Source organism: Pseudoalteromonas sp. Angola-30, from assembly GCF_028599215.1.
GTDB classification, from domain to species: domain Bacteria; phylum Pseudomonadota; class Gammaproteobacteria; order Enterobacterales; family Alteromonadaceae; genus Pseudoalteromonas; species Pseudoalteromonas atlantica.
The window spans coordinates 108,764-125,855 of record NZ_JAQREI010000008.1 but is presented as its reverse complement, the minus strand read 5'-3'; the positions used below and the strand labels follow the sequence as shown (position 1 = coordinate 125,855).

Sequence of the window (17,092 nt, the reverse complement as noted above, 5' to 3'; positions counted from 1 at the left end):
TATGCGAAAACCAGTAAATTTTGGTATAGTTAAAAGCGAATTTGAAATAGTTGCCAACCTTATTTGGCAGCCAACGTATAAAAGAGGTAGCTGAATGTCTGACACTCCTACAGACGGCGACAAAAGTAATAAATTGTTATACTGCTCTTTTTGTGGCAAAAGCCAACACGAAGTGCGTAAATTAATTGCAGGTCCTTCAGTATACATTTGTGATGAATGTGTAGAGCTGTGTAACGATATTATCAGGGAAGAAATCAAAGACATTGCTCCTAAGCATAATTCGTCTGATAAACTACCTGTGCCAAAAGAAATTCGTAATCACTTAGATGACTACGTAATTGGTCAAGACCATGCTAAAAAAGTATTGTCTGTAGCGGTATACAATCACTACAAGCGCCTACGCAACCAATCTACAAAGCAAGAAGTAGAACTAGGTAAAAGTAACATTTTGCTTATTGGCCCTACAGGTAGTGGTAAAACATTACTGGCAGAAACACTTGCGCGTTTACTTGATGTACCGTTTACTATGGCAGATGCAACTACACTAACCGAAGCCGGTTATGTAGGTGAAGATGTAGAAAACATCATTCAAAAACTGCTACAAAAATGTGACTACGACGTAGAAAAAGCGCAACGTGGTATTGTTTACATTGATGAAATTGACAAAATTTCGCGTAAATCAGATAACCCATCTATTACACGTGACGTGTCGGGTGAGGGCGTACAACAAGCGCTGCTTAAACTAATTGAAGGCACGGTTGCATCAGTACCACCACAAGGTGGTCGTAAGCACCCGCAGCAAGAGTTTTTACAGGTTGATACCTCTAAGATTTTATTTATCTGTGGTGGTGCATTTGCAGGCCTAGATAAAGTAATCGAACAGCGCAGCCATAAAAATACCGGAATTGGCTTTGGTGTTAACGTTAAAGAGTCAGCGTCGAGCCGCTCTTTAAGCGAAACATTTAAAGACGTAGAGCCAGAAGATTTAGTTAAGTACGGCTTAATTCCTGAGTTTATTGGTCGTTTACCTGTTGTTGCTACATTAACTGAGCTTGATGAAGCGGCACTTGTACAAATATTAAGTGAACCTAAAAACGCCATTACTAAACAGTTCTCTGTATTGTTTGGTATGGAAGACGTTGAATTAGAGTTCCGTGATGATGCACTAAGCGCTATTGCTCACAAAGCAATGGAGCGTAAAACAGGTGCTCGCGGACTTCGCTCAATTGTTGAAGGCGTACTGCTTGATACTATGTATGAGCTGCCATCAATGGATGATGTAAGCAAAGTGGTTATAGATGAAACCGTGATTAAAGGTGAATCTGACCCAATCTTGATTTATGAAAACAATAATCAAGATAAAGCTGCATCAGAGTAGTTTTTAAGCTATTTGTATAAAAAAGGAGCCTTAGGCTCCTTTTTTTATAATTAATTTGAACGAGTTGGGGAAAATTGTTGAACTTTAATTAGATTATCCCCATATACTTGAGTAATCTTTTAAATAAATGAAGTGCGAAGAGAAACTATAATGACGCTTGAGAGAACCGATCGAGTCGAAATCCCAGTGTTAGCACTGCGCGATGTTGTGGTATATCCGCACATGGTGATCCCGCTTTTTGTAGGCCGTGAAAAATCAATAAAATGCCTCGAAGCGGCAATGGATAAAGACAAACAAATTTTCTTGGTTGCACAAAAAGATGCAACTGTAGACGAACCTGAGCAAGACGATATTTACCGTATCGGTACTATTGCTACTGTACTTCAGTTATTAAAGTTACCAGACGGTACAGTTAAAGTTTTAGTTGAAGGTACGCAGCGCGCACAAATTGAAGAATTTGTAGATAACGATGAGTTTTTTGTAGCGAATGCTCAGTTCATCGAATCTGATTCAGTGGATGAGCAAGAACAAGATATTTTCATCCGCAGCGCTGTTAGCCAGTTTGAAGGCTATGTAAAACTTAATAAAAAAATTCCACCAGAGGTATTAACCTCTGTTTCAGGTATTGATGAGCCAGCACGCCTTGCCGATACAATGGCAGCGCATATGCCATTAAAAGTGCCTGAAAAACAAAAAGTGTTAGAGATTTCAAGCGTTACAGAGCGCTTAGAATACCTAATGGCACTGATGGAAGGTGAAATAGACTTATTACAAGTTGAGAAAAAAATTCGTACCCGCGTGAAAAAGCAGATGGAAAAGTCTCAGCGCGAGTACTACCTCAACGAGCAAATGAAAGCCATTCAAAAAGAACTTGGTGAGCTTGATGATGTACCTGACGAATTTGAAGCGCTTAAAAAGCGTATTGAAGAATCAGGTATGCCAGAAGAAGCGAAAGAAAAAGCATCAGCTGAGCTTAATAAGCTTAAAATGATGTCGCCAATGTCTGCAGAGGCCACTGTAGTGCGTTCATACATTGATACGTTAATTAACGTACCATGGAAAAAACGCTCTAAAGTGAAAAAAGACTTAGCAGGCGCGCAAAAAATTCTTGATAGCGATCACCACGGCTTAGATAAAGTTAAAGAACGCATAATTGAATACCTCGCGGTGCAACAACGTACCAATAAGCTTAAAGGGCCTATTTTATGTTTAGTAGGACCACCGGGTGTAGGTAAAACGTCATTAGGGCAGTCTATTGCACGCTCTACGGGTCGTAAATATGTTCGTATGGCATTAGGTGGCGTACGCGACGAAGCTGAAATTCGTGGTCATCGTCGTACTTACATTGGCTCTATGCCAGGTAAGCTGATTCAAAACATGACAAAAGTGGGCGTTAAAAACCCATTATTCTTGTTAGATGAAATCGACAAAATGTCATCAGATATGCGCGGCGACCCAGCTTCAGCACTATTAGAGGTGCTCGATCCGGAGCAAAACAGCCACTTTGCTGATCACTACTTAGAAGTTGATTACGATTTATCGGATGTAATGTTTGTAGCAACATCAAACAGCTTTAATATCCCTGGTCCATTATTGGACAGAATGGAAGTTATTCGCTTATCGGGTTACACCGAAGATGAAAAGCTAAACATTGCAAAAGAGCACTTAATTACTAAGCAAGTTAAACGCAATGGTTTAAAACCTTCTGAGCTAGTAATAGAAGACAGTGCAATTATTGGCATTATTCGTTACTACACGCGTGAAGCGGGCGTACGTAATTTAGAGCGCGAAGTATCTAAACTATGTCGTAAAGCCGTTAAAAATATCTTACTTGATAAAGAGACTAAAACAGTCACTATCAATCAAGATAACCTAGAAGAGTTTTTAGGTGTACAGCGCTACGACTACGGTAAAGCTGAAGACGGCGACCGCATTGGTCAGGTAACAGGCTTAGCGTGGACCGAAGTAGGCGGCGATTTACTGACCATTGAATGTGCGGCTGTGCCAGGTAAAGGCAAACTAAGCTACACAGGCTCACTGGGCGATGTAATGCAAGAGTCGATACAAGCGGCCATGACGGTGGTTCGTAATCGTGCTGATACGTTCCGTATTAATAACGATTTTTACGAAAAACGCGATATTCATGTGCATGTACCAGAGGGTGCGACCCCTAAAGATGGCCCAAGTGCCGGTGCAGCAATGGTAACGGGTTTAGTATCGAGCTTAACAGGTAACCCCGTTAAAGCCGATGTAGCAATGACAGGTGAAATAACACTGCGCGGTGAAGTACTGCCTATTGGTGGTTTAAAAGAGAAACTACTTGCTGCACACCGTGGTGGAATTAAAACAGTCATCATTCCAAAAATTAACGAACGTGACTTAAAAGAGATCCCAGATAACGTACTGGCAGGCTTAGATGTTCACCCAGTTACATGGATTGATGAAGTATTAAAGTTAGCTTTAGTGCATCCTGTTGAGAGTTTTTCAGTCGAAACACCGAAAAACCAATAAAAAACCCAAAAAAAGTGCTTTAAAGGGCTTTTCAAATCTAATCGGTATGATAAGTTAAGCACTGGTTTTCGAGCCTAGCCCTTATGGGGCCTAGGCTTAAGAAAAATATAATCATGTGAGCATTAAAAGTTTGCTCTAAAATTTTCAAAAAAGTGATGTTAGTTTAAAAAACAATCGCTCTTGATAATAACAATGAAAGAGGATGATATTGTGAATAAATCTCAATTAATCGATCAAATCGCAGCTGACGCTGACATTTCTAAAGCGGCTGCAGGTCGTGCACTAGATTCATTCATCGAGTCTGTATCTGGAGCGCTTAAAGATGGCGATTCAGTTGCACTTGTAGGTTTTGGTACTTTCTCAGTACGCGAGCGTGCTGCTCGTTCAGGCCGTAACCCACAAACTGGTGAAACTATCCAAATCGCTGCGGCAAATATTCCTTCTTTCAAAGCCGGTAAAGCGCTGAAAGACGCAGTAAACTAATCACTGTTTAAATACAGATTAGTTATGGCGAGTGTATATAAACTTAATTATCCTAATCGATGAATTAAGTAACTTCACCGCCAGTTACTTCAAGTGAAAAAGCGTATCTGGTAAGATACGCTTTTTTTACATATGACAAGGTAAAATACCTTGATCAATAAGAGATAAACAAATGCTTGAGAAAATCAGAGAGGGCTCACAGGGTCCTGTAGCCAAAATAATTTTAGGCGCGGTGATTTTATCTTTTGCCTTAGCAGGGATCGGTAGTTACTTAGGTCAAACCCCAGAACAACCCGTTGCTGAAGTAAATGGAATTAAAATTAGCCAAACCGAATTTAATCGTGCTTATCAAAACGAACGTAGCCGTTTAGAGCAACAATTTGGCGAATACTTTGCACAAATCAGTGCAGATCCAAATTACATGGCGCAAATTCGTCAAGGTGTAATTGACCGCTTAGTACAACAAGAATTGCAATCACAATTAGCGGCAGATTTAGGCCTTCGCGTAAGCGACGACAGCGTACGTAAAACAATTTTAGAACTACCGTACTTTCAAATTGGTGAAAAATTTAATAACGACCGTTACCTACAAGTAATTCGTCAAATGAACTTTCAACCAGATGCTTTTCGTGAGTACTTACGTAAAGACATGACACGCAGCCAATTAGTGTCTGCGGTTGCTGGTACTGAGTTTGCACTTGAAAACGAGCTTAAACGCGCTGCAGCCCTGCAGCAGCAAACGCGTAGCATAGACTACCTTGTGTTAAGCAAAGAAGCGTTACAAGCAAACGTAGACGTATCTGAGCAAGAAATTGCTGATTACTACGAGCTAAACGCATCACAATTTTTATCGCCAGAGCTTGTATCGGTTGATTACATTGAGCTTAAAGCACAAGATATCACCGTAGAGTCGGTAACAGAAGACGACGTAAAAGCGTATTATGAGCAAAATAAAGCACAATACATCGAGCCTGAAAAACGCCGTGTATCGCACATTTTAATTGATAACAGCGAAGATGATGATGCCGCGCTTGAAAAAGCCAACGCATTACATGAGCAGTTAGAGCAAGGTGCTGATTTTGCACAGCTTGCAGAGTCATCATCTGATGATGTTGTGAGTGGCGAAATGGGCGGCGACCTAGAGTGGATTGAGCGCGATGTAATGGACCCAGCTTTTGAAGATGCTGCATTTGCGCTTCAAAGCAAAGGTGATATTTCAGAAGTTGTAGCATCAGAGTTTGGTTATCACATCATTAAACTTACTGACTTACAGCCAGAGCAAGTGAAAGCGTATGACGACGTAAAAGCCGACTTACGTGCAGAGCTTGAGCAAACTGAAAAAGTAGATGCGTTTTACGAAAAGCAAACAGAAATGGGTGCCTTAGCATTTGAGATTTCTGACCGTTTAGAGGATGCTGCAGAAGTGGCAGACGTTGAAGTTAAAACCACGCCACTTGTTGCACGTAATGCATTGCCAGAGCCACTTAATACACCTGCGGTAATTTCACAGTTGTTCTCAGTAGAATTACTTGAAGATAAAGTAAACTCAGAAGTGATTGAGCTAGGTGATGAGCACGTTATTGTAGTACGTGTAAATAAATACGAGCCATCTGCAACTAAACCACTTGCGCAAGTGAGTGAGCAAATCAAAACACGTTTAGTTAATGAAAAAGCATCAACACTTGCTAAAGAAAAAGCACGTGAGTTATTTGCACAAGTTCAAGCAGGTAAAACGCTAAGCGATGTGGCCAGTGAGCAAAACCTAACGGTACGTGAAGAAGCGAGTTTAACGCGTCAAAGCTACACGGTTTCGCCTGCTATTGTAACGCAAGCGTTTAAAATGCCTCGTCCTAATGATGCACCAAGCACAGACGTGGTTGATTTAAACAACGGTGATGCGGCAATTGTTGCACTTAAATCGGTAAGCGATGCGCAAGTAACCGCAAATATCGACCCGCAAGTACAGCAAAACATTACTATGGCGCAAGCTAACAAAAACTATTTAGCGTTTATTGAGTCTTTAAAGGCTAAAGCTGAGCTAAATCTACCTGTGGTAGAGCAAGCAGCAGAATAATCGCGACACATTAAAAAAGGCGCGTTACTTTATAAGTAACGCGCCTTTTTTATAACTTCAATGTGCTTAGTAAAATGATTAGGCAGTATTGCTTATAAATATAAGCTTAGAATTAACAGCAAATTAAGCGCTGTGTTACTTTTGATTGCGGATTTTGAAACACCTCTTCGGTACGCCCATATTCTACTACCTCACCTTTTTCAAGCACTACTAGCTGATCGCTGATATGGCGCACTAAACTTAAATGGTGCGTAATGAGTACATAAGTTAGACCGGTTTCTTTTTGCAGCTTAAGTAATAAGTTAACTGTTTGCGCACGAACGGAGGGATCTAAAGCCGACAGCGCTTCATCAAGCACCACCACTTTAGGGTCTAAAATGAGCGCCCGCGCCAACGCTACACGCTGCAATTGGCCTACACTAAACATGTGAGGGTAATAATGTTGATGATCGATTAGCAGTCCCACTTTAGAAAGCGTGGCATCTATTTTTTCTTGGCGAGCGAGTTGGTCTGAATCGGTATTATACTGCAAGCAATCATCTAGCATATCACCTATGGTGAGACCCGGGTTGAGCGAGGCAGCGGAGTCTTGGAATATCATGCGGATATGTCGACATTGATCATCGCGCACGCCGTCATCTTCAATAATGTTACTTTCTAATAAAATTTGCCCACTGTCGGCGCTATCTGCCCCTGCGAGTAATTTAGCGAGTGTACTTTTACCCGCACCGGTTTCACCGATTACTGCGATTGTTTCGCCTTTGCCCACACAAAAAGAGATATTTTTTAGTACCTCAAATTTTTTGCGGCTAAATAAACCGGCACGTATGTTAAAGGTTTTACAAAGCGCTTGTACTTTTAATACCGGTTGCATTACTTCATCTCCTTAATAAGCGGAAAATGACACGCATAGCTGTGCCCATGGTGCTTAGTAAGTGCAGGGGTAATTACACATTCTTTTTGTGCTTGAGGGCAGCGTGGGCCTAATCGGCAACCTATAGGTAAATGTTGCAAAGTAGGGATAGTGCCTTTAAGTGCATAAAAGGGTTCTTTGTGTGCTAAGCCTTGCTCATAATTGGGTAAGCTTTTTAATAACGCTTGCGTGTAAGGATGGCGAGGCTGGCGGAAAATACGTTGCGTAGGGCCGGCTTCAACCATTTGCCCACAATATAAAACATGAATACCGTGCGACCAGTCGGCTATTTCTTCAAGCTCATGAGAAATCATCAAAATAGACATATTTTTTAATTGATTTAAGCTTTTTAGCAACCTAAATACCTGTGCACGAGTGGTGCTTTCAAGCGCTGTAGTCGGCTCATCAGCAATTAGTAGCTTAGGAGTGCGCGCTATGGCCATGGCAATCATGACCTTTTGGCACACGCCTTCTGATAGCTCGTGCGGGTAACTATCAAGCACAGCGTCGTGGTTTTTAATACCCACTTTATGGATAAGTGCTTTTACGCGGTCTTTACGTTCTCTATTGCGCTTTAAAAAAAAGCCTTTAGTGGATGTTTCAGGCAGTGTTTCGGCTATTTGGTCAAATATTTTAGCGGTCGGGTCAAGGCAGCGGCTAGGGTCTTGGTAAATCATCGCAATGTCTTGGCTGACTGTTTTTCTGCGTTGCTCTGGGGTTAAGCGCATTAAATCAACACCGCGCCAATGCATTCTATCGGCTGTTATATGCCAGCGTTCGTTAAGTACCCCAACAATGGCTTTGGCTATTAAGCTTTTACCAGAGCCCGACTCACCCACCAAGCCATGTACTTCACCTTCTTTTAGGCTAAAGCTGACTCTATCTACAGCGCGAATCACCGTTTCAGAGGTACGCAGCTCTATGGTTAAATTTCTAACGTCGAGTAATTGCATTTAATCAGCCTTACGTGCTTTAAGCACTTTTCGTAGGCCATCACCTACTAAATTGGTAGACAAAACCGCTAAAAATAATAATACACCCGGTAGCGCAACGGTCCAAGGTGCTAAATATATAAGGCCTAAATTCTCAGCCAGTATGGCGCCCCATTCGGTTGTAGGGGGCTGCGCACCAAGTTTTAAAAAGCCTAAGGCAGCAATATCTAAAATAGCAGTAGAAAGCGCGGTGGTAAAAATAACTACAATGTGCTCATAAATATTAGGAAAAATACCCCGCGACAAAATATGCCAGTTAGAGGCACCATCAAGCCTAAAAGCGGTAATGTAGTCTTTGCTTAGCTCATCAACAATTAAATTACGAATAGAGTGAATAAATTGCGGTAATAACGCCAGTATAATGGCCCACACTGTATTCATTAAGCCCGGCCCAAGCACTGCAATAATAATAATCGCCAATAGCAAAGACGGAATAGAGAGCGTGATATCAAGCAAGTGATTTAAAAAGCTTGAGCGCAGGCCGCGGCTAATGCCGGCAAAAGTCCCAACAAGCACACCAATAATGGTGGTAATAAAGGCAGCCACCACCGATAAGCCAAACGTGTAAGTTGCGCCATTCATTAAGCGCGAGAGTACATCGCGTCCTAAATCATCAGTGCCTAAAATAAAGCGCACATCGCCCATTTCTCGCCATGACGGCGGTATAAGTAAAGCATCGCTATGTTGCTGGTTAACCCCATACGGCGCTAAAAAGGGCGCACTGGCGGCCAATAACGCAAACGCCATAAAAATCCATAACCCCACCAAGGCGGGGTGATTGTTTTTAAATTTGCGCCAAAAACGCGCCAGCGGCGATTTATTCGACTCTTCAGAAAATAATTTAAACTTTACCATGTGCCTGATTCCGCGAAATTGGGTCGAACAGAGTATATGTAAGCTCGGCAACAATAGTGGCAATAATAACAAACATAGACACCGCCATTAAACCGCCTTGAATAGCAGGGTAGTCTCGTTGGTAAATACTATCGATTAGCCAACGGCCAATACCAGGCCAAGAAAAAATAACTTCGGTTATCATTGCAAGCGTAATAAGCGTACTAAATTGCAGCCCTATTTGTTTTATTACCGGCAATAGCGCATTGCGCAGCGCATGATGCATGATTAATTGGCGGCGATTAAGGCCTTTTGCCCTGGCTGTTTTTATAAAGCTTTGATCCATTACTTTAAGCATAGAGTCGCGGGTAAAGCGCACTAAAACAGTGGTAGGAAACATGGCCAGTACTATGGTTGGCAGTGTTAAGTGATGCAGTGCATCTATAAATGCTTCACCTTTGTAGGGGAAGCCTGCGAGCATAATATCGATTAATATAAACCCGGTATTAGGCGGTATTTCAAATAGTAACCCCATTCTACCCGACATAGGAAACCAGCCCAGTTTGAGCGAAAAAATCATAATAAGTAACAGCGCTAACCAAAAAACCGGAATAGAGTAACCAATCATGGTGGTAGAGCTAATTAATTTATCTGGCCAACGGCGTGTGTATGCTGAGGCCAAAATGCCCGCTGGTACACCTACCACAACCGATACAATAAGCGCATAAACACACAGCTCTAAAGTTGCTGGGATTAAATCTAAAATGTGCTGAAAAACGTTATCCCCCGAGGCAAACGACACACCCCAGTCACCTTGAAATATACGCCCTAAAAACGCTAAATACTGCATAACGTAGTTGCTGTCATACATGTATTTATCTTCAAGCTCACTGTGCTGAGAAAAATTACCACTAGGAATACCACTTAGGTTGCTAAGCGGATCTCCTGGGAACAAGTAGCTAAGCGAAAAGGTAAATATGCTTAGCATTAAAATCATGAATAAAAACAAGCCAAGGCGGCGTAATATATAATCTAGTATCATTATTTTTTCCTCGCATTTGCGAGTGAAATCGCCCCAAATGGGCCAAGGGTTATCCCTTCTACATCGGCACTATTTGCTTGAAAACGCATACCATGAGCAATAGGCACTAACGGAAGCTGATCTACAATGAGCGCTTGAACCTGATCGTAATACTGTTTGCGTAAGCTTAAATCGGTGGTGTCGAGCGCTTGGGTAAGCAATAAGTCAAACTGCGGGTTACACCAATTGGCTGGGTTTTTACCGCTAAAAGTGGCAGTGCAGCTTAGCAATGGGCTAAAAAAGTTATCTGGATCGGGTGTATCGGCAGCCCAGCCGAGTAATACGCTATCGTGGCGGTGCTCACCTATACGCTGAATAAAAGTATTCCACTCGTACTCAACAATACTCACGTTAACACCTATTTTTCGTAAATCGCTTTGCATCAGCTCAGCCATTTTACGGGCATTAGGATTGTATATTCGACTCACCGGCATTGCCCAAATGGTCATATCAAAGCCATTCGGTAACCCCGCTTCTATGAGTAGTTTTTTAGCTAGCTCTGGGTCAAACATAGGCATGTTTTCTTGTGGTTCAAAGCCCCACGAGGTCGGCGGTAAAATAGATTGCGCGCGTATGCCATTACCGTAATAAACGGCTTGCATTATTTTGTCTATATCAATTGCATGCGCAAGGGCTCTGCGCACTCTAATGTCATCAAAAGGGGCGCGCTCAGTATTAAAGGCCCAATAACCAATATTTAAATTGGTTTCTTTTTCAACGTTTATATCGTCTCGTTGCGCTAAAATACTCAGTTGTGCACTACTTGGGTGCGCGGTTACATCGCACTCTTTAGTGAGCATTTTTGCTATGCGCGTAGTGCCGTTTGTCGTAATGTCGTAAACCAGCTGTTCAAGGGCAACATCGTGCTTCCAATAAAGGGGGTTGCGGTAAAAGCGCACTAAGTGATCGCGTCGGTACTCTTTGTATATGTAGGGGCCTGTGCCAATAGGGTACTGATCGAATAAATTAGTTTGATCTCGCGCTTTTAATTGCATTGCGTATTCTTGCGACAGCACCACGGCAAAGTCGGTGGCCATGTTCGTTAAAAAACTGCTTTCTGGGTGAAATAGCTCAAAGCGCACTTGATAGTCAGACACGCGTACAATTTTACGAATAAGCTGATCGAGCCCCACACTTTGAAAATACGGGTAGTTTGCATCGCCTACAAAATGGTACGGGTTGTACACGTCAAATAATCGGCTAAAGGTAAAAATAACATCATCAGCGTTAAAATCGCGAGTAGGGGTAAAGTACGAGGTAGAATGAAATTTCACGCCTTTACGCAGCGTAAAGGTAACCGACTTTCCATCGTTGCTAATTTTCCAATCGGTTGCCAGCTCACTTTTAAAATCTGCAGTAACGGGGTCAATACTAATTAAACGGTCAAATAACTGATTAGCAATAATATCAATAGTTGAGCCAGTGGTTGTTACTTGCGGATTAAACGACACAGGGTTCGCTTCGGCGCAATAAACGAGGCCTTGGTTTTTCTCTTCTATAATTTCTTCTTTACTATCAAAGCAGCCTGTTAAGGTGCTGGCTAGTAAAACAAGTAGTATTTTATGCACTCGCATAACCTCTAACTATTTATCTTCTAATAAATTGTATTTTTTAAGATAACCACGTAATTGATGATACGTTAAACCGAGTACTTCTGCAGTTTTCTTTTGATTAAATTGGCTATGCTCAAGGGCTTTATTAATCATATTTATTTCAAATTCATTAGAGCGCTCTTTTAAGCTACACGGAAATTCAATTGGGGCGCTAAGCTCGTTACTAAGCTCGCTAATAGGTGTGGCTAGTGTTGTAGGCTCCGCTGGGGCAAGCGGTGTTGCAATAGGAGCTTTAATGCGTGCTTTGGGTCTAAAACGGCTTTCAAACGGGTCTAAAATAATCTGGTGAACGGGAATATGTTCATTACCATGACGATACAAACTTCGCTCAACTACATTTTTAAGCTCGCGTATATTACCCGGCCAATCGTAATTTAGCAGGGTTTCGGTGGCGCTGCGGGTAAAGCCACTAAATAACTCCCACTCTAAATCGCGTGCCATATTCATGGCAAATTGCTCAGCGAGTAGCATAATATCGTCTTGACGCTCGCGCAGTGGTGGCAGGGTAATTACATCAAAGGCTAAGCGGTCAAGTAAGTCACTTCTAAATTCGCCCTGTTCAGCAAGGTGGGGTAAATCTTCGTTGGTGGCACACACTAAACGAGTATCTACCTTTACGGTGTGTTTACCACCAACCCGCTCAAATTCACCGTATTCTATAACGCGCAAAAGCTTTTCTTGTACCATGGCCGATGTATTAGCCAGCTCATCTAAAAATAAGGTACCGCTGTTAGCGCGCTCAAAGCGACCTTCGTGACGTTTACTTGCCCCGGTAAAAGCACCGCTTTCATGACCAAATAATTCGCTTTCGAGGAGGTTTTCGTTAAGGGCTGCACAGTTAAGCTTTACGTAGTTTTGATCCCAACGCTTTGATAAAAAGTGTAAACGGGCGGCTATAAGCTCTTTACCGGTTCCTCGCTCGCCAATAATAAGCACTGGCTTATCTAAATTAGCTAACTGGGATACCTGATCAAGTACAGCTAAAAAGCTATCAGATTGGCCGAGTAAATTATCCTGTTGGCGATATTGGCTCATTTTTCCTAACTCTTGGTCATTTTTGCTAACAGTTAGTGTATTTCATAATCAGGGATAACTAAAGGAATTTGTATATTTAGTTTAACTTAATGAAAATAAAGTGTATTTTAGATTTTAAAAAGTTGGCAAGCATATTGATACTAGTTACAGCAGACCAACTAAGTTTATATTACAGAGGTAAATGTTATGGGAATTTTTTCGCGTTTTGCAGACATTGTTAATTCTAATATCAATGCCATTTTAGATAAAGCAGAAGACCCAGAAAAAATGGTTCGTCTTATTATCCAAGAGATGGAAGACACATTGGTAGAGGTGCGCTCTACGTCAGCTAAAACACTGGCTGAGAAAAAAGAATTAGTACGTCGTGTAGACACACTAAAAGCACAAGTAAGTGATTGGCAAGACAAAGCAGAGCTTGCACTAAGTAAAGACCGCGACGATTTAGCGCGTTCAGCGTTACTTGAAAAGCAAAAGTCGGCAGAAGCAGTCGCAGCAGTAGAGTCTGAGCTTGAGCATGTAGAGTCTCATATTGAGAAACTTCAGCAAGAAGTCACCACACTACAAGAAAAGCTAGCCGATGCTAAAGCACGTCAAAAGGCAATTATTTTACGTCAACGTTCGGCTGAGTCGCGCCTTGAAGTGAAAAAAGCCCTTGATAGCTCTAAAGTAGAAGATGCACTTAATCGCTTTGAGCGCTACGAAACTAAAATTGATGGACTAGAATCTCAAATAGAGTCTTACGATTTAGGTAAAAAGTCGCTTGCAGATGAAATTGCCGACCTACAAAAAAATGAAAAGATAGATGATGAGCTTGCCGAACTTAAAAAGAAGCTAGCTGATAAATAACTTATAAAGGGGTACTTAAAGTGCCCCACTGCTTAAAACATCGATTACGGATTGTCAGGAGAGGATTATGTTTGATCCAGAGATACTAATTGCACCATTTATCTTGTTCATGATTTTTGTTGCGCCACTGTGGTTAATTTTGCACTACCGTAGCAAAAAGCAAGTGAGCCAAGGGTTAAGTGAGCATGAACATCGCCAGTTATTGGAACTTGCTCACAAGGCTGAAAAAATGGCTGATAGAGTAGAAACACTTGAAGCATTACTCGATCAAGAGTCACCACAATGGAGACGCAAAGTATGAGTGCCAAACGCGAATTATTAAGAGACCCACAGCGCGGCAAAATCGCCGGTGTATGTGCGGGATTAAGTGACTACTTTAATATGGAGTTATGGTTAGTTCGCATTATTTTTGTTAGTGCGGTACTGCTAACGGGTGGCCCATTATTTGTGGTAGCGTATATTGCAGCGTGGTTTATTTTAGATAAAAAAGACCCCACAACTATACATACTAGTAGCTCAACTAAAACTGACGATCCGCTAGAAGTTAAATTTAAAGTATGGCAAAAAGGCGAGCCACCGCGCCGCGCATTGCAAGACTTAAAAGAGCGTTTAACGCGAATAGACACGCGTCTTCAAGATATGGAGCGCCATGTTACTTCAAGCGAGTTTACGGTTAGCCGTGAAATCAACAAACTTTAAAGGATTTAATAGCACTTTGTTCGGTGATTAACAGCATCAATGAAGTGCTAGCCCATTATGAGTAGCACTTCATTTGCCAAAAAAACCTTTAAAAGTATTAAAGGTTCAGCCCAAAAAGCCCTTCATCGCAGTTTAGATCAACACGTAAAATTGGCCGTAACCGGCCTAAGTGGCAGTGGTAAAACCGCGTTTATTACCGCACTTGTTAAGCACCTTACAACACAAAGCGATGATAAAAACTTACCGTTTTTTGATGTAATGCGAGAGCACCGCCATATAGCCACCAAAGTGGTGCCGCAAGAGGCGTTAAAAGTGCCTACGTTTGACTATCCGCGGGCGCTTAATGCCTTGCTCCCAAGCGATGGGGAGCCTACATGGCCTGCATCAACCGAGCGCATTAATACCCTGCGTTTAGCGATTAAATACCAAAGCGCATCTGGGTTGCGTGGGCATTTTTCGCCGCAATCTACGCTGTATTTAGATATTATTGACTACCCAGGTGAATGGCTACTTGATTTACCTATGCTTGAGCAAAGCTATAGTCAGTGGTGCGAGCAACAATACCCGCTGTTACTACAGCACCCGCGTGTGAATACCTCTACTGAATTTTTAAACGCGCTTGAACAGCTTGATTTAAATGCGCCTGTAGATGAAGGCTTGCTTGCACACATTGCAGCGCTTTATCAAAGTATGCTGGTGGGCCTTAAAAAAGATACTAAGCTTGCCATGTTACAACCTGGGCGCATGCTAATGCCTGGCGACTTGCAAGGTGCGCCGCTATTGTTGTTTTTTCCGGTAAATGCGCAGCATATTAAAAGTGACGAGGTAGTGCCTGGCTCTAACTTAGCGCACTTAATTAAGCGCTTTAACGCCTATGTAAAAGAGGTGGTTAAGCCATTTTATAATGAGCACTTTAAACACTTTGACCGCCAAATTGTGTTGGTAGACGTACTCAGCGCTTTAAACGAAGGCCACGAAACACTCCAAGAGCAAAGTAGTGTAATAAACCAATTACTCGCACACTTTAATTACGGCGAGTCGGGATTTTTTAAGCGTTTATTTAAACCCAACATAGATAAAATACTGTTTGCTGCAAATAAGTCAGATCATATAAGTGCAAAGCACCATAAAGACTTAGCACTACTACTTGACTCGCTAGTGCATGAGCAAAGTAATCACTTAAAGTTTGATGGCGTACAAATAGAAACCATGGCAATGTCGTCAATTGCAGCAACGCAGCCGCGCCAAGTGGCCGATAAAGGCCAAACGCTTGATTGTATTTATGGTAAACCATTAAACGAGCAAGATTGGCTTACTTATTTACCCCCACAGCCACCAAAGCGCATGCTTAATAAAAATGAGTGGCCAGCGCAGGGCTTTGAGTTTTTATCGTTTGCGCCTATGCCAAATCCCGATAAGCAACTTAAGCATATTCGCCTTGATCATGTGATGCAGTACTTGTTAGGAGATAAATTATCATGAACGACACACAGCAAACTTTTCAAGCAGGTAGGCGAATTGATAGTCAAGCTGATGAGCAGGTTGAGGCGACGCTTGCTCCTGCAAAAATAATTACCCAGGGTCAAAGTGAATACATTGAAGAGCCTGAAGATGAACTTCTTGATGAAGAAATAGACCTAGAGCCGGTATATAAAAAGTCTAAATGGCAAACGCTTAAAGGGGTGTTTGCTGTAAGCTTTTTAGTGTTAGTGCTACTTGAGTTTGCTTATTCGTTAGTGTTTGCGTTTCAGCAGTCGGTCATTTTAGGCGGCGTGTATTTAACGGCGGTGGTAAGCGGTGTGTTGCTAATTGGGCGCATGCTATGGCGCGAATACAGAATGCTGCGCAGTTTAAAGCGTAATCAGTTACACCGCCAAGAAGCCGACAGACTCTTAAATAGCGAGCAAGTAGGTGGCGCATTACCTTGGCTTGAAAAACTAAATAAGCACCAACAGCTCGACAACTTCGATGCGTTTAAAAACCAAGTGGCTACCCATCATAGCGATAAAGAAATAATGACCCTTTACGCAAATAGCTTACTTATAACGCAAGACACGCAAGCTAAAAAGCTTATAAACCGCTTTGCGACAGAGTCAGCGTTGCTTGTTGCCCTAAGCCCCCTTGCGCTAGTAGACATGATGGCGGTGCTTTGGCGCGGTACTAAGTTAATAGAGCAAATTGGTAAAATTTATGGCATTGGTTTTGGTTACGCAAGCCGCATTAAGCTCTACCGTATGCTAATAAAACAAGTTATGTTTGTAGGCAGTGCTGAGCTTGTATCTGATTTAGCAGCCACAGCACTCAGTGCTGAGCTTTTAGGTAAGCTTTCGGGGCGTGCAGCGCAAGGTGTAAGCGCCGGTATTTTTACAGCACGTATTGGTTACAAAGCAATGGAGCTTAGCCGCCCATTACCACGGCTTGAAAACAAACGCAGCTTGTTAAAAGGCACAGTGCAAAGTATTGCCAGCAAAATTCTGAACCGTAAAAAGGCCGAGCCAACGGCCTAAAGTAGCAGTGGCAATATTTGTGTACAAAACCGCGCTGAGCGGTTTTTGCACAAATAGCCATCTGAGCATCCGGCATGCTTGTGATTTAAACTGCGGTGCGTTTTATTTATGTAATTGACATACATA

15 protein-coding genes are annotated in these 17,092 nt (G+C 42.1%); 9 read left to right on the top strand and 6 right to left on the bottom strand.

Annotated features, from left to right (window positions below):
- Positions 1–94: 94 nt before the first annotated feature.
- The 4 genes from clpX to PSH54_RS12130 all read left to right on the top strand — a co-directional run bounded on the left by clpX (position 95) and on the right by PSH54_RS12130 (position 6,446).
- The gene (gene clpX, locus PSH54_RS12145) at positions 95–1,378 is read left to right on the top strand and encodes an ATP-dependent protease ATP-binding subunit ClpX (protein ID WP_004586896.1); all 1,284 of its coding nucleotides are present in this window, start codon (positions 95–97) and stop codon (positions 1,376–1,378) included.
- Between the two features lie 150 nt (positions 1,379–1,528).
- The gene (gene lon / locus PSH54_RS12140) at positions 1,529–3,889 is read left to right on the top strand and encodes an endopeptidase La (RefSeq protein ID WP_004586897.1); all 2,361 of its coding nucleotides are present in this window, start codon (positions 1,529–1,531) and stop codon (positions 3,887–3,889) included.
- A gap of 183 nt (positions 3,890–4,072) precedes the next feature.
- Positions 4,073–4,372: an HU family DNA-binding protein gene (locus PSH54_RS12135; protein WP_286247754.1), complete on the top strand. Its 300-nt coding sequence runs from the start codon at positions 4,073–4,075 to the stop codon at positions 4,370–4,372.
- 172 nt (positions 4,373–4,544) lie between these two features.
- Positions 4,545–6,446, top strand: coding sequence for a SurA N-terminal domain-containing protein (locus PSH54_RS12130; RefSeq protein WP_273606234.1), 1,902 nt, complete (start codon positions 4,545–4,547; stop codon positions 6,444–6,446).
- A gap of 112 nt (positions 6,447–6,558) precedes the next feature.
- Here the strand turns inward: PSH54_RS12130 and PSH54_RS12125 are convergent, their stop codons facing one another.
- The 6 genes from PSH54_RS12125 to pspF are packed head-to-tail and all read right to left on the bottom strand — an operon-like array spanning position 6,559 to position 12,914.
- Positions 6,559–7,320 carry an ATP-binding cassette domain-containing protein gene (locus PSH54_RS12125; protein ID WP_004586900.1) on the bottom strand — a complete coding sequence of 254 codons (762 nt, stop codon included), beginning with the start codon at positions 7,318–7,320 and terminating at the stop codon, positions 6,559–6,561.
- Positions 7,320–8,312 (bottom strand): peptide ABC transporter ATP-binding protein, encoded by a 993-nt coding sequence (locus PSH54_RS12120; protein WP_004586901.1) that lies wholly within the window; start codon positions 8,310–8,312, stop codon positions 7,320–7,322. Before PSH54_RS12120 ends, PSH54_RS12125 begins: the two co-directional genes overlap by 1 nt.
- Positions 8,313–9,206 (bottom strand): ABC transporter permease subunit, encoded by an 894-nt coding sequence (locus PSH54_RS12115; RefSeq protein WP_024033801.1) that lies wholly within the window; start codon positions 9,204–9,206, stop codon positions 8,313–8,315.
- A complete protein-coding gene (locus tag PSH54_RS12110) occupies positions 9,193–10,227 on the bottom strand; it encodes an ABC transporter permease (RefSeq protein ID WP_004586903.1) in 1,035 nt (344 codons plus the stop codon). Before PSH54_RS12110 ends, PSH54_RS12115 begins: the two co-directional genes overlap by 14 nt.
- A complete protein-coding gene (locus PSH54_RS12105) occupies positions 10,227–11,834 on the bottom strand; it encodes an ABC transporter substrate-binding protein (RefSeq protein ID WP_096041404.1) in 1,608 nt (535 codons plus the stop codon). Before PSH54_RS12105 ends, PSH54_RS12110 begins: the two co-directional genes overlap by 1 nt.
- Before the next feature lie 15 nt (positions 11,835–11,849).
- Positions 11,850–12,914 carry a phage shock protein operon transcriptional activator gene (pspF, locus tag PSH54_RS12100; protein ID WP_054983061.1) on the bottom strand — a complete coding sequence of 355 codons (1,065 nt, stop codon included), beginning with the start codon at positions 12,912–12,914 and terminating at the stop codon, positions 11,850–11,852.
- A 186-nt stretch (positions 12,915–13,100) separates the two neighbouring features.
- On the opposite strand from pspF, the gene pspA reads away from it, so the two are divergent.
- The 5 genes from pspA to PSH54_RS12075 all read left to right on the top strand — a co-directional run bounded on the left by pspA (position 13,101) and on the right by PSH54_RS12075 (position 16,966).
- Positions 13,101–13,760 carry a phage shock protein PspA gene (gene pspA, locus PSH54_RS12095; protein WP_004586906.1) on the top strand — a complete coding sequence of 220 codons (660 nt, stop codon included), beginning with the start codon at positions 13,101–13,103 and terminating at the stop codon, positions 13,758–13,760.
- A 67-nt stretch (positions 13,761–13,827) separates the two neighbouring features.
- Positions 13,828–14,061: an envelope stress response membrane protein PspB gene (pspB, locus tag PSH54_RS12090; protein ID WP_004586907.1), complete on the top strand. Its 234-nt coding sequence runs from the start codon at positions 13,828–13,830 to the stop codon at positions 14,059–14,061.
- Complete coding sequence (gene pspC / locus PSH54_RS12085) at positions 14,058–14,459, top strand: envelope stress response membrane protein PspC (RefSeq protein ID WP_004586908.1); 402 nt, start codon at positions 14,058–14,060, stop codon at positions 14,457–14,459. The genes pspB and pspC overlap by 4 nt, the downstream gene beginning before the upstream one ends.
- Before the next feature lie 57 nt (positions 14,460–14,516).
- On the top strand, positions 14,517–15,941 hold the full coding sequence (locus PSH54_RS12080) for a YcjX family protein (RefSeq protein WP_273606233.1): 1,425 nt from the start codon (positions 14,517–14,519) through the stop codon (positions 15,939–15,941).
- Positions 15,938–16,966, top strand: coding sequence for a TIGR01620 family protein (locus tag PSH54_RS12075; RefSeq protein WP_273606232.1), 1,029 nt, complete (start codon positions 15,938–15,940; stop codon positions 16,964–16,966). Before PSH54_RS12080 ends, PSH54_RS12075 begins: the two co-directional genes overlap by 4 nt.
- Positions 16,967–17,092 lie beyond the last annotated feature (126 nt).

Excerpts from the sequence above, each read along its gene's own strand:
- PSH54_RS12115 (WP_024033801.1), bottom strand. The coding sequence starts at position 9,206 with ATGGTAAAGTTTAAATTATTTTCTGAAGAGTCGAATAAATCGCCGCTG.
- pspA (WP_004586906.1), top strand. The coding sequence starts at position 13,101 with ATGGGAATTTTTTCGCGTTTTGCAGACATTGTTAATTCTAATATCAAT.
- lon (WP_004586897.1), top strand. The coding sequence starts at position 1,529 with ATGACGCTTGAGAGAACCGATCGAGTCGAAATCCCAGTGTTAGCACTG.
- PSH54_RS12120 (WP_004586901.1), bottom strand. The coding sequence starts at position 8,312 with ATGCAATTACTCGACGTTAGAAATTTAACCATAGAGCTGCGTACCTCT.
- PSH54_RS12130 (WP_273606234.1), top strand. The coding sequence starts at position 4,545 with ATGCTTGAGAAAATCAGAGAGGGCTCACAGGGTCCTGTAGCCAAAATA.
- pspC (WP_004586908.1), top strand. The coding sequence starts at position 14,058 with ATGAGTGCCAAACGCGAATTATTAAGAGACCCACAGCGCGGCAAAATC.
- PSH54_RS12075 (WP_273606232.1), top strand. The coding sequence starts at position 15,938 with ATGAACGACACACAGCAAACTTTTCAAGCAGGTAGGCGAATTGATAGT.
- pspF (WP_054983061.1), bottom strand. The coding sequence starts at position 12,914 with ATGAGCCAATATCGCCAACAGGATAATTTACTCGGCCAATCTGATAGC.
- PSH54_RS12110 (WP_004586903.1), bottom strand. The coding sequence starts at position 10,227 with ATGATACTAGATTATATATTACGCCGCCTTGGCTTGTTTTTATTCATG.
- PSH54_RS12080 (WP_273606233.1), top strand. The coding sequence starts at position 14,517 with ATGAGTAGCACTTCATTTGCCAAAAAAACCTTTAAAAGTATTAAAGGT.
- PSH54_RS12125 (WP_004586900.1), bottom strand. The coding sequence starts at position 7,320 with ATGCAACCGGTATTAAAAGTACAAGCGCTTTGTAAAACCTTTAACATA.
- clpX (WP_004586896.1), top strand. The coding sequence starts at position 95 with ATGTCTGACACTCCTACAGACGGCGACAAAAGTAATAAATTGTTATAC.
- pspB (WP_004586907.1), top strand. The coding sequence starts at position 13,828 with ATGTTTGATCCAGAGATACTAATTGCACCATTTATCTTGTTCATGATT.